Consider the following 19,930-nt stretch of genomic DNA (forward strand, 5'->3'; position numbering starts at 1 on the left):
ATTCCTGCGCGAGCGTGACGGCTCGCGCGTCAGCGTTCACAGATCGGCCGGCAGCGGCGCGCGCAGCCACTTCTGCGAGATCGCGTTCATCGTGCCGTCCTTGCGCGCCTTCGCGATCGTTTCGTCGACCTTGGCCTTCAGACGCGGCTCGTTCTTGTTCAGGCCGACGTGATCGGGCGAGCTGAACAGCGAGAATTTCTGCTCGGGCTCGTTGGCCGGGTGACGCGCGAGAATCGTCGCGCCGACGTCGTTGCCGACCACCATCAACTGCGCCTGACCGGACAGGAACGCCGAAATCGCGCCGTTCGGATCGTCGAAGCGTTTGATGTTCGCCGACGGCGGCGCGATCTTCGTCACGCTCAGGTCTTCCAGCGTGCCGCGCGCGACCGACACCGATTTGCCGGCGAGATCGGCGGCGCTCTTCACCTGCAGCGACTTCGGACCGAACACCGCGAGGTAGTACGGCGCGTACGGCTGCGAGAAGTCGATCACCTTTTCGCGCTCAGGCGTCTGGCCGACCGACAGCAGCATGTCGGCCTTGCGGTCGGCCAGATAGGCCATCCGGTTGTCGCCGGTGACCGCCACCAGCTCGACCTTCGCGTTCAGCGCCTTGCCGATCAGATTGGCGACGTCGATGTCGTAGCCGACCGGCTTCATGTCCGGGCCGATCGAGCCGAACGGCGGGTAGTCCTCGAATACGCCGATGCGCACCGTGCCCGACTTCGCGATGTTGTCGAGCGCGTCCGCATGCGCGCTCGAGGGCAGCGCGCACAACGCGCCGAGCGCGCTCATCGCGAGCGTCGCGGCGAGCGTGGCGAACACGCGGCGCGGCTGCGCGCGGCGGGTCGGTTGGAGAGCGGGGCGCTGGTTCATGGTCTGTTCCTCGGTCGAGAGCGTGAGCGTTGACGGATCCGTCATATGTCGACGCACTGTAGGTTTGCCAAAATCCCGCAACAATCGAAATATCCGCATGGGTTGCATGACGTATGCTCATGGCTCGGCCTTCGCGCGAGCGTTGCGCACCGCCTGCGCGCGCGGCCGATCGCGTATCCTGTCGGCCTGACGGGCAATACCGCGGCGGACGCCATACCCGCCGCCCGATGATTTTTTCTGATCGTGGATAGACCGATGCGACGCCTACCGCCGCTCAATGCGCTGCAGATTTTCGAAACCGTCGCGCGCCATCGCAGCTTTACGCGCGCCGCCGACCATCTGTGCCTGACTCAGGGCGCGGTCAGCCGGCAGATCATCGCGCTCGAGGACTACTACCGGTTTCCGCTGTTCAAGCGGCACGCGAAGGGCCTGACGCTGACCGCCGAAGGCGAAATGCTGCTGCCGGTCGTCAAGGAGAGCTTTGGACGGATCGAGGAAATGTCGCTGCGCCTGACGCGGCAGCGCACCGATCTCGCGCTGAAGGTGCCGACCTGCGTGATGCGCTGGATGCTGCCGAAGATCATGCGCTTCCAGTCCGAGTATCCGGACCTGCACGTGCAGATCACGACCACCTGGCAGCACGCTGTGGATTTCCAGAGCGAGCCGTTCGACGCGGCGATCATCTACGGCTCGTCGCCGGGCGCGGACGTGCAGGCGGTGCCGCTGTTCGACGAGCATCTGACGCCGGTCTGCACACCCGAGCTGCTGAAGGACAAGCCGCTCGCGCAGGTGGCCGACCTCGCGCGCCACACGCTGCTGCATCCGACCCGCGATCATCGCGACTGGAAGATGTGGCTCGCGAAAGTCGCGGAAACGGATGCGGCGGGCGCCGCGGCGATCGACGCCGAACTGGGTCCGAGCTTCGACACGCTCGACATGGCGACCAATGCGGCCGCGCAGGGCTTCGGCGTCGCGATCAGCGATCTCGCGCTGATCGACGAGGACGTCGCCGCGCGGCGTCTGGTGCGCCCGTTCGATACGGTGCTCAAGACCGGCTGGCGCTACTACTTCGTGTATCCGGACGCGGTCGCGCAGCAGCAGAAGCTCAATCTGTTTCGCGACTGGATCGTCGCGCATTGGGAGGAGTGAGGACGGCGGCGCGGCGCGGGCGTTGCACGCGCGCCGCGCCGCCCGCTGATCAAGGCGCGAACGACAGGAACAGATACGCGGCGAACAGCGACAGATGCACCGCGCCTTGCAAAATGGTGGTGCGCCCCGTGCTGAGCGTCAGCGTGCCGACCACCAGCGTCAGCGCGAGCAGCACCATTTCCTTGCCGCTGATGCCGAGCACGATCGGCTGACCGATGTACAGGAATACGGCCGCGACGGTCGGAATGGTCAGCCCGATACTGGCGAGCGCCGAGCCGAGCGCGAGATTCAGGCTGGTCTGCAAACGATCGCCGCGCGCCGCGCGCACCGCGGCGAGCCCTTCGGGCAACAGCACCAGCGCCGCGATGATGATACCGACCACCGCCGGCGGCGCGCCCGCGTTCAGCACCGCGGTTTCGACCACCGGCGACAACACCTTCGCGAGCAGCACCACGGCGACGAGGCTCACCACCAGCAGCGCGCCGCTGATCGACGCATCCTTGGCGCTCGGCGGTTCGGCATGGACGTCTTCGTCGGGCACGCCGGCAAGAAAGTAATCGCGGTGGCGCACGGTCTGCACGAACACGAACACGCAATACAGCACCAGCGACGAAATCCCCGCGAACGCCAGTTGCGAGCTCGACAGGATCGGGCCGGCGCTGGTGGTCGTGAAGTTCGGCATCACCAGCGTCAGCACCGACAGCGACGCGAGCACCGCGAGCGCCGCCGCCGCGCCGCGGCTCTGAAAGTCCTGCTCGAGGTGGCGGATGCCGCCCACCAGCAGACACAGCCCGACGATCCCGTTACAGACGATCATCACCGCCGCGAACACGGTGTCGCGCGCGAGACCGGCTTTTTCCGGGCCCGACGTGAGCATCACCGAGACGATCAGCGCGACCTCGATCACGGTCACGGCGACCGCCAGCACCAGCGTGCCGAACGGCTCGCCGATCCGGTGCGCGACCACTTCCGCGTGGTGGACGGCGGCAAATACCGCCGCGCACAGCGAGATGCCGACCACCGCGAGCAGCAGCGCGTTGCCGGGCACCGCATAGGCGGCGCCGAGCACGATCCATGCGACGAATGGCACGACGAGGGTCCAACGGGGCATCACGGGTGTGGGCGAAGTCATGCGGTCTTCCTCTTGGGTGCGTGTGGAGGGCGGACGAACCGGCGCTCACCTGTTTTTCAATATGGGACGAACCTGAAGCAATATCTCAAAAAGATACGCTAAGCCATTAAATTATAAGGGCTAACGATGATCGAGCGGGCGCTGCGCTGCGGCCGGTTGCCTCGCTGAGCGACGACGCGAACTGGTGCGGTCCGAACGGCGGTCGGGGAAGCGGGCATCGTGCTGCGGAAGGGACGCCGGCGTCTGAACGGACGTCGCGCGTGGAAAGTATCGCGGTTTCGGCGGCGCAGGGGAATCCTGGCTTGAGGCGGTCCGAACACCGTGCGGGATGAAAGCCGTTGCCGGCTGGAGCTTGAGTCTTGAATGGCGCCGATGCGTTGCTTGCGGCATCGGCGCCAATTTGCTGCGTTACTGCGGATTCAGCTTACTGGCCGATCGCGCGAATCGTCAGCGCGTTCTTCACCGAGGTCACGCCCGGCACGCCTTGCGCGGCGTTCGTCGCGAGGTCGATCTGCGCTGCTTCCGGCACCGAGCCGGCCAGCGTGATCGCGCCTTCGCGTGCGCGCACGGTGATGTTGCCGACCGTCAGGCCCTTGGTGCGGGCGAGCACGCCGCGGACCTTGCGCGACAGCGCGCGGTTCGCCGCGCGCGTCTGCTTGGCCGTTTGCTTGGCGGTCGGTGCCGATGCCGCGGGCGCCGCTGCTGCCGCCGAAGCTGCATCGTTTTGTGCGTAAGCGTTGAGGGATGCGAGCACGATCAGTGCGCCGCCGATCATCTTGATTGCTTTCATTCAACTTCTCCTGTTGTCTTAGGTACGTCTGTCTCCCCGGACGGGGACCTTTTATTCACCAGCGGGTACAGCGGGATTCAATCTGAATGGAACAGGTACGGCAGCCGTGCGTTTGCTTCAGCCGGAATGCGCAGCGGGTCCGCCCGTCATTCGACGCGCGGACCCGCAACGCAAACGGCCGTGTAGACGGCCGGAGACACACGATACAGCAATTAGTGCCATGTTGCCGTTAGCGCGCTGGGAAAGTGCGGCGTCGGTACAACGAATGGGCCGATCGCGCACGGGCGATGGCGTGCGGAGCCGGTGCGGCGGGTGTTTTTGGCCATTCTTTGGGATTTGCGGCGGTGCTGGACCCGCGCGTGCGGTTGGTCTCATGCTTGCGGATTTGGCGGGCTGGCTGGCGGGTTTGGCGGCTGGCTGCGATCCGGTTCGTCACTTTCACTCTTTCACTCTCAGCGTCAGGACGTTTCCACCCATGCGATCCGAACCTTTGCCGATTCGACCGTTGCATCGCGACGATCTGCCGGTCGACACCGTCGAACTCGCGCGCTTCATGGTCGGCAAATATCTCGTGCACGATCTGCCCGAAGGGCGTCTGAGCGGGCGCATCGTCGAGACCGAGGCGTACCCGGTCGGCGATTCGACGAGCCATGCGTATGTCGGCCGGCGGCCGTACAACGGCTCGATGTTTCTCGCGCGCGGTCACGCGTACGTGCGGCTCACGTATGGCGTGTCGTACATGCTGAACATGTCGGCCGAGGCGGAGGAGGTCGGCGCCGGGATTCTGCTGCGCGCGCTCGAGCCGCTCGAAGGACTGGCGCTGATGGAAGCACGCCGCCCGGGCGTGCCGTTGCGTGATCTCGCGCGCGGCCCCGGCCGGCTGACGATGGCGTTCGGTATCGGCCAGGCGTTCGACGGCCGCGATCTGTGCAGCGGGCGCGGATTGTGGATCGGCGTGATCGAGACCGGCACCGCGCCGCTCGGGGTGACGACGCGAATCGGCTTGTCGCGCGAAATGCATCGGCCGTTGCGATTCTTCGAGCCGGGCAGCGCATTCGTCAGCGGCCCGCGCAAGCTGTTGCTAGTCCCGCATTCGGGCGCCTGAGCGCGCCGGAGTGCGGGGGACAATTTGCGCTGTCCTGACGCGCGTCGTAGCGAAACTCGCTCGGTTCAGACGAATTGCGGAAATGTCAGACGCAAGAATTACGAAGCCGACAATTGTTACGGCGCGATAAACGCTGCGCCGGACGATGACCGCAATGCAGCGTGAATTATTGCGACGAAAACAATTATCTATCTCGAAATTAAGGGTTTTCCCTTGTGATTCCGATGACTAGACTGAGATCAATCGCTCGACACAACACGTGGCCCGCGATGCACATAAAACAGATTGGAGGTAAGTCATCATGAAATCGCTCATCAAGGCAGTCGCTATTGCAGCCGTCCTCGCCGCACCGGTCGTATCGTTCGCGCAGTCGAGCCAGCAACCCGTCACCCGCGCGGAAGTGCGCAACCAGCTGATCCAGCTGGAACAGGCCGGCTATAACCCGGCGACGGCGAACGACACGAACTATCCGGCCGACGTCCAGGCCGCCGAACGCCAGATCCAGGCGCAAAACCCCACGCTCGCGCAGACTCACCCGGTCGCCGACACCAGCGGTTACGGCGCGCCGATGAGCGGTTCGACCCAGTCGGGCGGGGTGGCCCAGCCGATGACCGGCGCACGCGGCGTGTATTTCGGTAACTGATTGATTGGACACCGGCGCCGGCGCGCCAGGCTTCCGATTTCAGATGCAACAGCCGAAGCCGGCCGGTCGTCCACGCAGCAAAAAGCGGAGCGCGCCGCGATTAACAGCGCGCTCCGCTTGCACCACCCGATTTTGCTATCCAGCGCGACGCACCACTGAACCGGCAAGCGTGTCAGTCGTGCGCGCGTTGAGGTCCTGTTCGAAGGAACCTCCGCTGCCGCAAGGTAGCTTGGCCCAAGCTCTGCGAGGTTTGGGCTTTTTTTGCGTCCGCGTCAGCGGGCAACGGTTGCCGCGTGGCAAGTGATCAGGACTGCGCTCCCGGCTCAGGGCCTTTCGCCGTGGATGTAGAACTCGAGCTGCTGGATCGTGAACTGCTGCTCCGCGATGATGTTCTTCACCAGGTCCCCGATCGACACCATCCCCACCAGCCGTTCGTTGTCGATCACCGGCAGGTGGCGCATGCGCCGCTCGGTCATCAGCGCCATACAGTCTTCGGTGGTCTGGTCCGGGCGCACGAAGCGCACCGCCTTGCTCATGATGTCGCGTACCGGCGTGGCCTTCGACGAGCGGTCCAGCAGCACCACCTTGCGCGCATAGTCGCGCTCTGTGACGATGCCGGCGATGCTGTCGCCGTCGGTGACCACCAGCGCGCCGATGCCCTTGTCGGCCATCAGCCGGATCGCCTCGTAGACGGAATCGTCGGCTCCGATCGTGTACACGCCGGTGGGGTTCGGTTTCGTTTTAAGAAGCTGTGCAACGCTTGTCATGGAGCGGCTCCGTTTCGCAGTGCAGTACGCCGGCATGGCGCACTGTCGTGTGGGACAGGCGCTTCAAGTATAGGCGGGACGTGTGGCCGCGGTACACCGGGAATACGTGGGCGGGCCCGAACGATGCGTGGCGGGTCGGCGGCGCGGGTGCGGGGCGCGGGCGGCTTGGCCTGGCGGTTCCCGCCGTCGCGAAGGGGCATCCACGTATCGCATGCGGATTAGCGGTAAACTCGCAGTCCACACCTCATCCCCGGCGCGACCGGGTTCATGTCAGCACCATTGTTCAACGCCATGCTCACGTCTCAGGATTCATCGCCCGCAGCGGACGGCGCCGTCACCGGCGAATGCGTCGTTCTCGACGCCACCGCCACGCTTCCCACGCGCTACGGCACCTTCACTTCCTATGTGTTTCGGGTGGTCGACAGCGGCGCCGAACATCTCGCGCTCGTGATGGGCGATGTCGCGAACCAGTCGTCCGTGCTCACGCGCCTGCACTCCGAGTGCCTGACCGGCGACGTGCTCGGTTCCTATCGTTGCGACTGCGGCGAGCAGCTCGACCTTGCGCTGCGCTATATCGCGGCCGAGGGTTGCGGCGTGCTGCTGTATCTGCGCGGGCACGAAGGGCGCGGGATCGGGCTGTCCAACAAGATTCGCGCGTATGCGCTGCAGGAGCAGGGGCGCGATACCGTCGAGGCCAATCTCGATCTCGGTCTGCCCGATGATTCACGCGAATACGATTCGGCCGCGGGCATTCTGCGCACGCTGAAGGTCACGTCGGTGCGGCTGATGAGCAACAACCCGGAGAAGTTCGACACGCTGTCGAAGCACGGCATTCCGGTGTGCGAGCGGGTCGCGCTGGCGATTCCGATGCGCGAAGAGAACGAGCGCTATATCCGCACCAAGCAGTTGAAGTTTGGGCATTACTTCGACGAGAACGAGTGAGCGGTTCTGGCCTGTCCGGCATTCAGAACTTAAAACTTAGGGCAGGCCGAAATCGTCGTTGCTGTCGGGGAGCGTGTCTAGCAGGGTTGCTAGTTCGCGCCAGCCGAGCAGGTTCGCGATGGTTATCGCGATAGAAAGCCAGCGTCGGGCAACTGGCCGCTTCGCGTGAATCAGCGACGCGGGTTCGGCTGGCGATGTGTCGGATGCTCCGCGACGCCCGCATTGTTTTGCCTGCACCTCGATGAACGTGCGCCGCAACGGGCAGGTGTGCATGCTTTCTCTCCTCGGTCGATCACATCTTCAAGGCTGTTTCGGCCTTCATCCCACGCTCCGCGCCCGCGTTTCAACACCGGCCACGCGCGACAACAGTGCCACCAATTCATCTTTCAACGTCGTCGCACCGAAGCGCCGCTCGCTGACGCCGGCCTCGACGTCGATGCGGCCCGCGTTGTGCGCGTCGTACAGATCGACGATCAGCCGCGCATGCCGCTCGCCCAGACCCGCGCCGCGTAGCACGGCGTTCCATTCGTCACGCGGCACCGCGTGAGCGGCGACCGGCTTCCCGGACAGTTCTTGCAGCGTGCGGGCGACATCGAGCGCGCTCACCCGCTGCGCGGCTTCGATACTGACGATGCGCGGCGTCGCTTGAGTCTTTCCCGCTCCGCCGTCGAGCAGCAATTGCGCCGCGAGTTCGCCGACGTCCCGCGCGGCCACGGTCGGGAACAGCTTGTCGAGCGGATGATGCAGACTCGGCAGCACACCTCGCTCGAGCGCGACCGGCAGCACGCGCGCCCAGTTGTGCATGTGTTCGGCGGCGCGCAGGAATGTCAGCGAAGACGCGACGCCGCGTAAGCGCGTTTCGAGGTAGTGAAACAGCGTGGTGATGCCGGTGCCTTCCGGCTGTTCGGCGCCGTAGTCCGATAGCGCGAGCAGCGTCGTCGGCGCGGCTTTGCGAAAGGCGGCGACCCCGGCGTCGATCGTGGCGCGCATCGCGGCGGCCGGGTCGTCGTGTGCACGCGGCACCGGACAAAGCCACTGCACCGCGTGCGCGCCATCGATCGCGCGCGTCACCGCTTCCGCATCGTTCAGGTCGGCGCGCGCGATGTCGCAGCCGAGGGCCGCGAGCGCCGCGGCTTGCGTTTGGTCGCGCACCACCGCGCGCACTGGATGGCCCGCGCGCCGCAGCGCGCTCGCGCTCGCCCGGCCGACAGGTCCCGCAGCTCCAAATATGACGAACACATTGCGCTCCTCGATGATCGGTATGACGTCATCGTAGGGACGCGGCGCGAGCAAAGCGCGCAGGCGTGGATGGAGTTGCGCGGAATCGGATGATTTTCTTCGGCGGCAGAGGCCGGGGCAGTACCGAATTTCGCAGCCTCAGCGAAACTGCTAGAAACGCCGCACAATGCACGCATTCCGCCGCCGCCAAGGAGAGCCGCGATGAACGCCGTCACCCCGATCCCCGCACCCGCGCCGCACACCGGTTCGCGCATCGCCGTGCGCTCGAGCAACGGACTCGGCTGGCAGGGCTTCGGCGCGGAGCTGGTCAACGTGTCGGCGGGCTTGCACCGGTTGCCGGCGTTCCGGCATCACCGCGTCGGCGTACACGTCGGCGCGCCGGTGAGCGCGCGCTGTCTGTGCGATGCGCGCCGCCTCACGCGAATCCAGGCGCACGGCGACGCCGATCTGATCCCCGCCGGACTCGAAGGACAGTGGACCGACGACGCCGCCTGCACGATCTTCAGCGTCTGGTTCGCCGACGATTTCGCGCAACGGACCCTCGAGCAACTGACGTCGAAGCCATCCGACGCACAACTGCGCCCTCGTTTCCAGATACGCGATGCGCGCTTTCAGCATCTCGCGTGGGCACTGCGCGCGGAACTCGACGCAGACGACGCGTCCGATCCGCTCTACGCGGAAAGTCTGAGCACGGCGATGCTGGTCCGGCTGATCGGCGGCGAGCCGGTGGAAGGAAAGCGCCGCCGGACACTGGCGCCGCGCACGGCCTCACGGGTGATCGAGTTTATCGATGCGAATCTCGACCAGCGCCTGACACTGGAGGATCTCGCCGCGCACGCGCAACTGAGCGTGCCGCATTTCAAGGCGCTGTTTCGCGAGACGCTCGGCGTGCCCGTGCATCAATACGTGGTGCAGCGCCGGGTGGAGCGCGCCCGCGCGCTACTGCTGCAAGGACGCCTGAGCGCGAGCCGGATCGCGCTCGATACCGGCTTTGCGCATCAGAGTCACATGGCGCACTGGATGGGGCGGCTGTTAGGGGTGACGCCGCGCGAACTGCGCGGGAGCGCGCGTGACGATGCCGCTGCCTGAGGCTCGCGCCATCACCCCGGCGCCGCGCCGGTCAACTGCGCATAAACGTCATGCGCGAGCTGCAGCAACTGCTTGCGATCGATCCCGCCCGACACCGCATAGCCGAAATCGCCGTCGACCCAGTAGAACACGTTGACCGGCCCCGCCTGATACAGCTTGAACGCCGTCGTGTTCGCGTTCTCGCGCCGATGCGAGATGCACAGCGTGACGCGCTCGCCGTTCGGTCCTCGATACATGAACTGTGCGGTCGGACCATCGGCGCCGGGCAACAGGCGGCCGCCCGACAGCATGAAGCCGCTCTTCGACAGCATCGGCGGATGCACCTGGGTGCCGAGCCGGTTCGCGAGCCACTGCACGAAATCCTGTTCGTGCTCGGCGCTCATGTCGCCCGGACGCTCGACAGACGGCATGTAGACCACGTGCGCGACCGCCGCCTGGCGTGCGAAGCCTTCGGCGCTGTCCGCGCTGACCACACGCGCGTCGGCGTGCGGACCGCCGCGTTGGTCGACGGTCTGGTCGACACGAGAATCGGCGGTGTCGATCGCGACTGGCCCGATCAGCTCGCTGCGGTGCATGCCGATACCGATGCCCAGCACCAGCGCGGCCGCCATCCCGGCGAACCGCGCGGCATAGCGCGGCCAGTTCGCGGCGCTCCACGCGCGGCGCGGCGCGCCGCTTTGCAGACGCTTCGGCACCGGTTCGTTGAGCACGCGGTCGTAGCGCTCGTGGAACATGCTGTTCAGCGAAAAATAATCGCTGACGCGCGCGGCCAGTTCCGGATTCTGTTCGAGCGCGCGCTCGACCTCGGCCCGGCGCTCGCCGGACAGCGTGCCGTCCACGTAGCCGTGGAGATCTTCTTCGCCGATCGGCATTTGCGGCTCGCTCATCGCACCACCTGTAATTTCGCTCCGGGCTGAGTGCCCGCCATCAATGCCCGCAGCCGCTCACGTCCGCGCGACAGGCGCGACATCACCGTGCCGATCGGGATGTTCAGCGCGAGCGCGACATCGGCATAACTCATTTCTTCGAGACCGACCAGCAGCACCACCTGGCGCTGTTCGACCGGCAGCCGCTGCAGCGCGTAGTCGAGATCGCGCATTTCGAGCGACTGGATCTGCGCGGACGGCACGGCCAGCTCGCTTTCGGCGATGCTGTCGTCGTCGACCGCGACGTGGACCGCGCGCGCCGACGCCTTGCGCGCCTGGTTCGCGAACACGTTGTGCATGATCGTGAACAGCCACGCGCGCAGATCGGTGCCGGGCTGGAACAGGCGGGTGCGGGCGAGCGCGCGTTCGAGCGTGTCCTGCACGAGGTCGTCGGCGAGCTCGCGGTTATTGATCAGCGCGCGTGCATAGCGTCGTAGACGCGGCACGTGCTCCATCAATTCGTCACGCACATCCATGATGGGTCCCGGTTCTGGGGCTTGAGGTCGGCATCGGCATCGGCATCGGCTTGGTCCGGTCGGTCACGAGGCGCTTCGGTCCGGTCGCGCAAGCGGCCCGCGTATCGCGCCTTCGACCAGCAAACACCTGTGCGGGCATTTTATTCCGTCGCGTTTCGGGCTGCGCTTAACGTGCGGTCCGCTTGCGGTCATCGCGCGGTCATCACGTCGGCGGCGCGCATCAGCCCGTGGGTCCGCGCATTGCCCGCGACGACGAAGCGCTGCCGCTGCGCGGTCCACGTCAGCAGCCGCAGTTCGCCGACCCGGCGCGCGGACCATTGCGGCTGCTCGCGCGCGAACGGCGCCGCGGCCGACAGCACCACCACCGGTTGCTGGTCGCCGTTCAGATAGACGAACTCGTTCGCGCGTTGCAGCGGGCCGAGTTGCAGCACGCGTTGCTCGACCAGCCGCAGCCCGATCGCGCCGAGTTCCGGCGCGGCCGGATCGACGCGCGTCGGCGAAGCGGCGGAAAAGGGCCGTGCGCTGAGTTCGGCGAGCGCCATCACGGCGGCGTTGTCGAGCGCCGGCGCGGACACCTGGGAGGCCGCGAGCCAGCCGCTGCCGGCGGCCAGCGTCAGCGCGACGGTGGCGAACAGTGCAAGCGTACGGCGCGTGCGGCTGGCCGGGAGCTGGCCCCGGCGCCCACGCCCGCGCGGCGAGCCGCCGGCGCGTTGCGGCGCCGGCTCCGACCCCGGCTCCGGCTTGTCGGTGCTCGGAAAGCTTGCCTGAATCTGCGCGTTGAGCCGGTCGTAGAACGCGACCCGCCGCGCTTCCGCCGGATGCTTGCCGAGATAGTCGCGCAGCGCCGCCGCGCGTTCGGGCGTCAACGTGCCATCGGCATAAGCCTGAATCTCGGCTTCCGATGGCGAGCCGCCGGACGGGTGATCGGTCGAGGTCATGGTGAGGCGTGGTCGAAGGAGGGCGGCGATCGGAAGGTGAACACCGCGAGGGTGCGTTTATTCCCGTTGAAAACGATCTTTTTCATGCGCCGTCGATTCAGGAATAAACCCCGCCGTGCGGTGGTTCTGCTCGATGCGAACCCGCACAACTCTCTCAGGAGTCGATCATGAACAAGTTCTCGTTGGCCGCGTTGTCCTTCGTCGTTCTCGCCGCTTCGACCGCTTCGGCGGGCGCGTTGGCGCAGGGCAAGACCCGTGCTCAGGTGTACCAGGAATTGATCGAGGCGCAGCAGAACGGTCTCGACTACATCACCGATGCGTCCTATCCGGACGTCAATCCGATGTTCGCGCCGCAGGTCGAGCAGCGCAAACAGGCGCTCGCCGCGCAGGCGGCGGCCGCCGCGAGCCGCGTCGCGACGACCGGCGCACCGGCTGCCGGTGCGAATTGAATCGACGCAGCGCTTTGCAACTCGCAGGCAACTCGCAGGCAACTGGCGCACAACCGGCGCACAACCGGCGCGCGCGAATTCTTCGAATGAACGCGCGCGCCGGAGCCGGATGGAATAGATCGTCGAAAGCGGTGTTCACCCGAACGTTGCTTCATTCGTCGATCGATTCGTCGATCCATCCGGTAAGGAGTCCTCGTGACACAACCCTCCGTTCCCACGCCGCCGTCCGGCGAGCGGCCGATCTGCGTGCCGTGCCGGCTCGCCGCGATCGGCGCCGTCGTGCTCGCGCTCGCGGGTGGCTTCGCGTACACCGCGGGCTGGCTCACTCCCGCGCGTTTGAGCGCGCCACGCATCATCGATACGTTCGAAGCGAACGCCGGCCCGCATCCCGGCTATCGACGCAATCACGCGAAAGGCCTATGCGTCGAGGGCTATTTCGACAGCAACGGCAACGGCGCCGCACTATCGCATGCGGCGGTGTTCGCGCCGGGCCGCACGCCGGTGTCGGGCCGCTTCGCGGTGCCGGGCGGCAATCCGTCCGCGCCCGATACGAGTTCGCCGGTGCGCAGCCTCGCATTGCAGTTCCGGCTGCAGGACGGCGAAGAGTGGCGCACCGGCATGAACTCGACGCCGCTCTTCGTCGTGCACACGCCCGCGCAGTTCTACCAGCAGTTGCTGGCGACGAAGCCTGATCCCGCGACCGGCAAACCGGACCCGGCGAAACTGAAGGCGTTCTTCGCGGCCAATCCCGAGACCCAGCCGTTCCAGCGCTGGGTGAAGGCGCACGCGCCGTCGTCGAGTCTCGCGAACGCCGCGTATTACGGCATCAACGCGTTCCTGTTTACCGACGCGCACGGGACGACGCGCGCGGTGCGCTGGTCGGTCGTGCCCGACACGCCGTACGCGCCGGTCACTGCCGAGCAGCAGGCCGAAAAGAATTTCCTTGCCGCCGATCTCAATGAACGGCTGCAACAGGGACCGTTGCGCTGGCACCTGATCCTGACCGTCGCGCAAGCGGGCGATCCGACCGACGACGCGACGCTGCAATGGCCCGACGACCGTCAGCGCATCGACGCGGGCACGCTGGTGCTCGAGCGCACGACCTCGCAGGAAGACGGCACCTGCCGCGACATCAACTTCGATCCGACGATCCTGCCCGCCGGCATCGCGCCGTCCGACGATCCGCTGCTGGCCGCGCGCTCGGCCGCCTACGCGCTGTCGTTCAAACGCCGCACGCGCGAAGAGGCGCTGCATCCGGAGGTTCATCAAACGCCGGCCACCGACGCACACAAGGGAGAGCACTCATGAAGTCCGCGCGCACTCATTTCAGTCCGCTCGCGCGGCTGCTGCACTGGACGATGGCGCCGCTGATCGTCGCGATGCTGTTTATCGGCGTCGGCATGGTCGCGACCGTGTCGCGCGCGCACGATGCGCTGGTCGCGCTGCATCGGCCGCTCGGCATTGCGTTGCTCGCGCTGGTGCTGGTGCGGCTGGCGGTGCGCGTCACGCGCGGCAGTCCGCCGTTGCCGCGGGAGATGCCGGCGTTGCAGCGGTTCGCGGCGAAGGCGTCGCACGTCGTGCTGTATGCGCTGATGCTGGCGATGCCGCTGATCGGCTGGGCGATGCTGTCGGCGGCCGGCTATCCGGTCACGCTCGCCGGTTCGTGGCATCTGCCGCCGATCGCGCCGCACAACGTCCAGCTGTTCGCGCTGCTGCGCGCGCTGCATACGTGGCTCGCGTTCGCGCTGTTCGCGACGGTGCTGCTGCATCTGGCGGCGGCGCTGCTGCATGCGCTGATTTTGCGCGACGGCGTGTGGAGCAGCATGGCGCGCGGCGGCCGCTGAGGGCCATGCAGCCATTGCCGTCCCACGCGTAAAATGGCCGGTTACCACAGGCACATGGCAGCCGGCCGGAGCGGGCCGGGCGTCGCTCACGAGCGTCGTCCGGCGCGTGTTTTTGTCCCGCGCGTGCTCGCCTTCGCCGGCTTGAACAGGAATGCACGCGGATGTCGTCAGTTTTCTTCGATCGGGAAAGGATTACGGACTGGCTCGGTGAGTGGACCGTCGCCAAGGCGCGCTCGGTGGGCGCGGTCAGCAACGTGAAATGGCATGGCTCGACGCTGTCGGGCAACGTGCAGGGGTCGCGGCCGCAGCCGTACCGCACGCGGGTGCACTTTCGCACCGATGGCGGCTCGCCGTGGGCGCAAGGCGACTGCACGTGCCCGGTCGGGCGCGATTGCAAGCACGTCGCGGCGCTGCTGCTCGCGGAACTCGACTACCACGACGAGATGGATCACATCACGCAGGTGCAGGACGAGGAAGAGGACAGCGGCGAGAGCGATGGAGCGGATGCGCAGCGCGGTTTCGCTGGGCGGCCGGTGACGGCGCGCATTGCTTTGTCATTCGACGCGCCGTCGCCGGCAATGTCATCTCCATCCCCGGGCGTGCGCCCCGAACTCGTCAGCTGGCTCGAACGCTTTCGCGAACGGGCCCGCGCGGCCGAAGCCGCCGATACCGCGAGCGCCAGCCAGCCCCCGCGCAAAACCGCGCGCACCGAGACGCTCGCCTACCGGCTCAACTGGTCGAGCTTCCATTTGCGCCATGAAGTGGTGCTGCATCGTGCGCGCTGTGACGCCGATGGCACGATCGTCGAAGTCGGCGACAGCTGGAGCGATGTCGAGGCGGCGTTGCTGCGTCAGCCGCGCTTTATCTCCGACGAAGATCTGTCGATCCTGCGCGGCCTGTGGCTTAACCGCTCGCGCGAGGATTTCGGTCAGTTCGTGCTGCGCGGCGCGAGCGGCGCCGAGACGTTGCAGAAACTGATCGCGACCGGCCGCCTGTTCTGCGACTTCGGCATCGCCCCCGGTCAGGCCGGGCCGACGCCGCTCGCGCGGGCCGCCGACCGGCCCGGCAGGATCGAATGGGAGCCGCTGCCCGATCAACGCCTGCGCCCGGTGCTGCGCACCGAACCGCGCGCGAGCATGGTGCTGCCGACCGAGCCGGTCTGGTACGTCGACGGCGTCGCGCACGCGGCCGGCATCGTGCCGTTGTCGCTGCCGTTCCAGCAGTTGCCCGACTATCTCGCGATGCCGCCGATCTCGCTGGCCGAGGCGCCGCTGGTCGCATCGGTGCTGCGCGAGATCGCGCCGGGGCTGCCGCTGCCGCCGACCCACGACGCCTCCACGCTGCGCGTGATCGACGTCGAGCCGGTGCCGGTGCTGACGCTGAACAGCCACGCGTTGACCAGCACGACGAAACTGTCCCGGGTTGCGAAGAGCGCGAAGCCGGGCGCGGCGGGCAAAACACCGGGAACGCCGGGGACTTCGGCGCGCGACACCAGCTCGGTCGAACTGGCCGCCGTGAGCTTCGACTACGACGGCGTCAGCATCAACGCCGACAGCAGCGTGACGCTGGTGCCGCTGCCGGGCGGCGACGTGATCCACATCCGCCGGCGCTACGAGGTCGAGAAAAAGCGCCTGCTCGAACTGCGCAAGACCGGTCTGCAGAAGGTGCCGACGCGCAGCGTCCACGCGGCGCGTCAGTTGCCCGACACGATGCTCGGCCTGCCCGATGCCGACGCGTGGTCCGAATTCGTCAACGACGCGCTGCCGCGGCTCAGCGCGAACGGCTGGCGCGTGACGATGGCGGCCGAGTTCCGCTACAACGTGATCGAGATCGACGCCATCGAAGGCACCGCGCAGCAGGCCGGCGACGGCTGGTTCGATCTGGAGATGGGCATTCGCGTCGGCGAGCGCAATGTGCGGCTCGAACCGCTGCTCGCCGATCTGTTCCGGCGCGACCGGCGCTGGCTGTCCGGCGCGCTGGAGACGATCGGCGACGCCGAGCCGATCGAATTGAAGACCGAGGAAAACAAGCGGCTGCGGCTGCGCGCGGACCGGTTGAAGCCGGTCGTGCGCGTGCTGGTCGATCTGTTCGATTCGCTCGGCGGCGCGCTCGCCGACGGCGCGCCGCTACGCGTGTCCGCGCTCGACGCCGGCCGGCTCGACGCGCTGAACGACACCGGGCGCTGGCAGTTCAGCGGCGACGCATCGATCCGCGAACTCGCGCGCCGCCTGCAGGCCGGCCCGGGGCTGCGCGAAGTGCCGCTGCCGCGCGGTCTGAAGGCCGAGTTGCGCGCGTACCAGCAACAGGGGCTGAACTGGATGCAGTACCTGCGCGAACAGGATCTGGCCGGCGTGCTCGCCGACGACATGGGGCTCGGCAAAACCGTGCAGACGCTCGCGCACATTCTCGCGGAGAAGGAAGCGGGGCGGCTCACACGTCCCGCGCTGATCGTCGTGCCGACCACGCTGGTGCACAACTGGCGCGAGGAGGCGCGGCGCTTCGCGCCCGAGTTGAAAGTGCTGGTGCTGAATGGCCCGCAGCGCAAGGAGCGCTTCGAGCGGATCGGCGAACACGAACTGATCCTGACCACCTACGCATTGCTGTGGCGCGACCAGAAAGTGCTCGCCGGCCACGACTACCATCTGCTGATCCTCGACGAGGCGCAGTACGTGAAGAACGCGAGCACCAAGGCCGCGCAGGCGATTCGCGGGCTGCACGCGCGGCATCGGCTGTGTCTGACCGGCACGCCGCTCGAAAACCATCTCGGCGAGCTGTGGTCGCAGTTCGATTTTCTGTTGCCGGGTTTTCTCGGCAGCCAGAAGGATTTCACGCGGCGCTGGCGCAATCCGATCGAGAAGAACGGCGACGACGTGCGCCGCGCGTTGCTCGCGCGCCGGATCCGGCCATTCATGCTGCGCCGTCGCAAGGACGAGGTCGCGAAGGAGCTGCCGCCGAAGACGACGATCATGTGTCCGGTCGATCTAGAAGGCGCGCAACGCGATCTGTACGAAACCGTGCGGACCGCGATGCAGGACAAGGTGCGCGCGGCGGTGAGCGCGCAAGGGCTCGCGCGCAGTCACATCATCGTGCTCGACGCGCTGCTGAAGTTGCGCCAGGTGTGCTGCGATCCGCGGCTGCTCGGCACGCTGGGCGCCGCCGCCGCGAGCGGCGGCGAACGCGAGCACGAACACGATCGCGCGATGCGCTCGGCCAAGCTCGACCTGCTGCTGTCGATGCTGCCCGAACTGATCGAGGAGGGCCGCCGTGTGCTGCTGTTCTCGCAGTTCACCGGCATGCTCGCGCTGATCGCCGCCGCGCTCGACGAAGCCGCGATCCCGTACGTGATGCTGACCGGCGACACCGCCGATCGCGTGACACCGGTCGAGCGTTTCCAGCAGGGCGAGGTGCCGCTGTTTCTGATCAGCCTGAAGGCGGGCGGCGTCGGCCTGAACCTGACCGCCGCCGACACGGTGATCCACTACGACCCGTGGTGGAATCCGGCCGCCGAGAACCAGGCGACCGACCGCGCGCATCGGCTGGGCCAGGACAAGCCGGTGTTCGTCTACAAGCTGATCGCGGCGGGCAGCATCGAGGAAAAGATCGTCGAATTGCAGGAGCAGAAGGCGAGCCTCGCCGACAGCATTCTGGTCGAAGACGCGGCCGGCGCCGCGAAGTTTTCCGCCGACGATCTCGACGCGCTGTTCGCGCCGATGCCGGAGATCGAGGGGATGCGCTGACGGTGCGCTGAAGATGCGATACGCATCGCGAGAGGCGCTGTTGCGCTAGAAGGGGTCGGAGTGTAACAAAACGTCTAGCTGTGTAAGTGCGCCGCGCGAACGGCTTCTGCTCAGACCAATTTCAGACACGCGCCGCGCGGGACTTCCGTGGCGGCGGCCGTCGGGTGGCGCGTAAGAACTACTTCCCAGGCCGTTACAAACGAAGTTCTTTCATCTTGAGCGCGTTTTTCGGCGGCGCTAACGTGGCAGTACTCGTGCGGCTAGACCCCGGCGAGCGTGTGTAGTCCTCGTAGCGGCGTTGCCTTTGGTCGGGCAACGCCGTATTTTTTTGCCCGCCGTGTTGTGCCGTGCCGTGTCGCGCACAGCGGCGATGTATGACGTTGCATCGCGCGGCGTCCTCGGGGGCGTTCGCAGCTCGGGACCAGGCCGTCGCGCCAGCCGATCACCGCAAATTATTGTTGAGCAAACAACCATCCAAACGGCATGTGATCCGTATTGCATCCGCGCAAACTTCTATCTCAAATTAATGCATGTCGAAGGCATCAAATGAAGTGACATCTGATGCACAAATCTGACAATGTTTAAACGATTTATTTTGGGACTATTCTTATACTACCCAGCAAATTGTTAAATCAGAGGGCTCCGGACGGAGCCCCTGACACGGGATACGCCGACGGGGCCAAACGCCATCCCAGCAGGGGTCTACGTATGCCGTATGACTTCGTTGCGGACACCGGCACTACCCGCCGGACCAGGGAAAAGCCAAGAAAAAACGCGTGAGCCGCTTTCAACCAGGGTTTATCGCGACGGATTGCCGGGACACGGCAGCCGGAAAAAAGAGGGTTTTCGATTATGATGATCTGCCCCGCATAATCGCTGTCGATTTTATATATGCGCTGATTTCGCGCTTCACACGAAGCAGCGCGAAACGGGGAGCACGGCAAGGGACCATTAGTCAGAAAGTAACCGCCGGAGTTTTTAGGGAAGCCGGATCGACGGCTCAAACCGTCATCCCGGTCGTCTGCCGGTTCGCCGGCCGCCAGTTACGAAAGGCGCTGTTGCGTTGTGGGGTTTTATGAGAATTGCAGTCCTCGATGACGATTCGGCTCAGGCCGATCTTGTTTGCCAAACGCTGTCGGCGGCGGGTCACGTCTGCCACGCATTCGGCGCGGGGCGTGAGCTGGTGCGCCAGCTGCGCCGCCAGACGTTCGATCTGCTCGTGCTCGACTGGAACGTTCCCGACATGTCCGGCGAAGAAGTGCTGCGCTGGGTGCGCGAAAGCCTGTCCGAGCGCCTGCCGGTCCTGTTCATGACCAGCCGCGGCCGCGAAACCGACATCACCTCGATCCTGAACACCGGCGCCGACGATTACCTCGTCAAGCCCGTGTCCGGCGCGGTGCTGCTCGCGCGAGTCGGCTCGCTGCTGCGTCGTGCTTATTACCTGAAGCCGCCGGCGAGCAAGGAAGTGTTCGGCGAATTCGAGTTCGATCTGAGCGCCAAGCACGTGGTCGTACGCGGCACGACGGTCGCCGTCACCCAGAAAGAGTTCGAGCTGGCGCTGCTGCTGTTTCAGCATCTGAGCCGGCCGCTGTCGCGCGCGCACATTCTCGACGTGATCTGGAAGCAGGCCACCGACATCCCGTCGCGCACGATGGACACGCACGTGTCGATGCTGCGCAGCAAGCTCGGTCTGCGTCCGGAGCACGGCTACCGGCTCACGCCGATCTACGGTTACGGCTACCGCCTCGAGCGGATCGAATCCGACACGCCGCCGGCCGTCGACAACGAAGCTTCCGCGGCGGGTGAGGCGTGACGAGGTCCGGAAATACGG

At 66.3% G+C, this 19,930-nt stretch carries 19 protein-coding genes; 10 read left to right on the forward strand and 9 right to left on the reverse strand.

Features of this window, described 5'->3' with window-relative positions; all coding sequences use genetic code 11:
* Window positions 1-36 precede the first annotated feature (36 nt).
* Complete coding sequence (locus BTH42_RS25765; RefSeq protein ID WP_075304030.1) at window positions 37-873, reverse strand: transporter substrate-binding domain-containing protein; 837 nt, start codon at window positions 871-873, stop codon at window positions 37-39.
* Between the two features lie 255 nt (window positions 874-1,128).
* On the opposite strand from BTH42_RS25765, the gene BTH42_RS25770 reads away from it, so the two are divergent.
* Window positions 1,129-2,022, forward strand: a complete 894-nt coding sequence (locus BTH42_RS25770; RefSeq protein ID WP_075303996.1) for a LysR substrate-binding domain-containing protein — start codon at window positions 1,129-1,131, stop codon at window positions 2,020-2,022.
* Window positions 2,023-2,071: 49 nt separating this feature from the next.
* On the opposite strand, the gene BTH42_RS25775 is transcribed toward BTH42_RS25770, so the two are convergent.
* Both BTH42_RS25775 and BTH42_RS25780 read right to left on the reverse strand, forming a co-directional pair.
* Window positions 2,072-3,154 (reverse strand): calcium:proton antiporter, encoded by a 1,083-nt coding sequence (locus tag BTH42_RS25775; RefSeq protein WP_075303997.1) that lies wholly within the window; start codon window positions 3,152-3,154, stop codon window positions 2,072-2,074.
* 424 nt (window positions 3,155-3,578) lie between these two features.
* Complete coding sequence (locus tag BTH42_RS25780; RefSeq protein WP_075303998.1) at window positions 3,579-3,944, reverse strand: BON domain-containing protein; 366 nt, start codon at window positions 3,942-3,944, stop codon at window positions 3,579-3,581.
* Between the two features lie 475 nt (window positions 3,945-4,419).
* Here BTH42_RS25780 and BTH42_RS25785 point away from each other — a divergent pair, with 475 nt between their 5' ends.
* Together BTH42_RS25785 and BTH42_RS25790 are read left to right on the forward strand one after the other, a co-directional pair.
* The gene (locus BTH42_RS25785; RefSeq protein WP_075303999.1) at window positions 4,420-5,049 is read left to right on the forward strand and encodes a DNA-3-methyladenine glycosylase; all 630 of its coding nucleotides are present in this window, start codon (window positions 4,420-4,422) and stop codon (window positions 5,047-5,049) included.
* A 301-nt stretch (window positions 5,050-5,350) separates the two neighbouring features.
* A complete protein-coding gene (locus BTH42_RS25790; RefSeq protein WP_075304000.1) occupies window positions 5,351-5,692 on the forward strand; it encodes a DUF4148 domain-containing protein in 342 nt (113 codons plus the stop codon).
* Between the two features lie 323 nt (window positions 5,693-6,015).
* On the opposite strand, the gene BTH42_RS25795 is transcribed toward BTH42_RS25790, so the two are convergent.
* A complete protein-coding gene (locus BTH42_RS25795) occupies window positions 6,016-6,459 on the reverse strand; it encodes a CBS domain-containing protein (RefSeq protein ID WP_075304001.1) in 444 nt (147 codons plus the stop codon).
* A 291-nt stretch (window positions 6,460-6,750) separates the two neighbouring features.
* Here BTH42_RS25795 and ribA point away from each other — a divergent pair, with 291 nt between their 5' ends.
* On the forward strand, window positions 6,751-7,401 hold the full coding sequence (gene ribA / locus BTH42_RS25800) for a GTP cyclohydrolase II (RefSeq protein ID WP_062127657.1): 651 nt from the start codon (window positions 6,751-6,753) through the stop codon (window positions 7,399-7,401).
* Window positions 7,402-7,437: 36 nt separating this feature from the next.
* Here ribA and BTH42_RS25805 read toward each other — a convergent pair whose 3' ends face one another.
* Entirely contained in the window at window positions 7,438-7,674 is a 237-nt protein-coding gene (locus tag BTH42_RS25805) for a hypothetical protein (protein WP_075304002.1), read from the reverse strand.
* Between the two features lie 45 nt (window positions 7,675-7,719).
* Window positions 7,720-8,640 (reverse strand): NAD(P)H-binding protein, encoded by a 921-nt coding sequence (locus tag BTH42_RS25810; protein ID WP_075304031.1) that lies wholly within the window; start codon window positions 8,638-8,640, stop codon window positions 7,720-7,722.
* A 201-nt stretch (window positions 8,641-8,841) separates the two neighbouring features.
* On the opposite strand from BTH42_RS25810, the gene BTH42_RS25815 reads away from it, so the two are divergent.
* A complete protein-coding gene (locus BTH42_RS25815; RefSeq protein ID WP_075304003.1) occupies window positions 8,842-9,729 on the forward strand; it encodes an AraC family transcriptional regulator in 888 nt (295 codons plus the stop codon).
* A gap of 11 nt (window positions 9,730-9,740) precedes the next feature.
* Here BTH42_RS25815 and BTH42_RS25820 read toward each other — a convergent pair whose 3' ends face one another.
* The 3 genes from BTH42_RS25820 to BTH42_RS25830 all read right to left on the reverse strand — a co-directional run bounded on the left by BTH42_RS25820 (window position 9,741) and on the right by BTH42_RS25830 (window position 12,069).
* Window positions 9,741-10,616 carry an anti-sigma factor gene (locus BTH42_RS25820; protein WP_075304004.1) on the reverse strand — a complete coding sequence of 292 codons (876 nt, stop codon included), beginning with the start codon at window positions 10,614-10,616 and terminating at the stop codon, window positions 9,741-9,743.
* Window positions 10,613-11,131 (reverse strand): RNA polymerase sigma factor, encoded by a 519-nt coding sequence (locus BTH42_RS25825; RefSeq protein WP_075304005.1) that lies wholly within the window; start codon window positions 11,129-11,131, stop codon window positions 10,613-10,615. Before BTH42_RS25825 ends, BTH42_RS25820 begins: the two co-directional genes overlap by 4 nt.
* Window positions 11,132-11,319: 188 nt before the next feature.
* Window positions 11,320-12,069, reverse strand: a complete 750-nt coding sequence (locus BTH42_RS25830) for an anti-sigma factor (RefSeq protein ID WP_075304006.1) — start codon at window positions 12,067-12,069, stop codon at window positions 11,320-11,322.
* Window positions 12,070-12,236: 167 nt separating this feature from the next.
* Between BTH42_RS25830 and BTH42_RS25835 the strand changes: the two genes are divergently transcribed.
* The 5 genes from BTH42_RS25835 (at window position 12,237) to BTH42_RS25855 (ending at window position 19,912) form a co-directional block, all read left to right on the forward strand.
* On the forward strand, window positions 12,237-12,518 hold the full coding sequence (locus BTH42_RS25835; RefSeq protein WP_075304007.1) for a DUF4148 domain-containing protein: 282 nt from the start codon (window positions 12,237-12,239) through the stop codon (window positions 12,516-12,518).
* A gap of 195 nt (window positions 12,519-12,713) precedes the next feature.
* Entirely contained in the window at window positions 12,714-13,826 is a 1,113-nt protein-coding gene (locus BTH42_RS25840; RefSeq protein ID WP_075304008.1) for a catalase family peroxidase, read from the forward strand.
* The gene (locus BTH42_RS25845; protein ID WP_075304009.1) at window positions 13,823-14,362 is read left to right on the forward strand and encodes a cytochrome b; all 540 of its coding nucleotides are present in this window, start codon (window positions 13,823-13,825) and stop codon (window positions 14,360-14,362) included. Before BTH42_RS25840 ends, BTH42_RS25845 begins: the two co-directional genes overlap by 4 nt.
* Window positions 14,363-14,523: 161 nt before the next feature.
* The gene (locus tag BTH42_RS25850) at window positions 14,524-18,099 is read left to right on the forward strand and encodes a DEAD/DEAH box helicase (protein ID WP_075304010.1); all 3,576 of its coding nucleotides are present in this window, start codon (window positions 14,524-14,526) and stop codon (window positions 18,097-18,099) included.
* 1,075 nt (window positions 18,100-19,174) lie between these two features.
* Complete coding sequence (locus BTH42_RS25855) at window positions 19,175-19,912, forward strand: response regulator transcription factor (RefSeq protein WP_075304011.1); 738 nt, start codon at window positions 19,175-19,177, stop codon at window positions 19,910-19,912.
* Window positions 19,913-19,930: the final 18 nt, after the last annotated feature.

Source organism: Burkholderia sp. SRS-W-2-2016, assembly GCF_001931485.1.
Classification (GTDB): Bacteria; Pseudomonadota; Gammaproteobacteria; order Burkholderiales; family Burkholderiaceae; genus Paraburkholderia.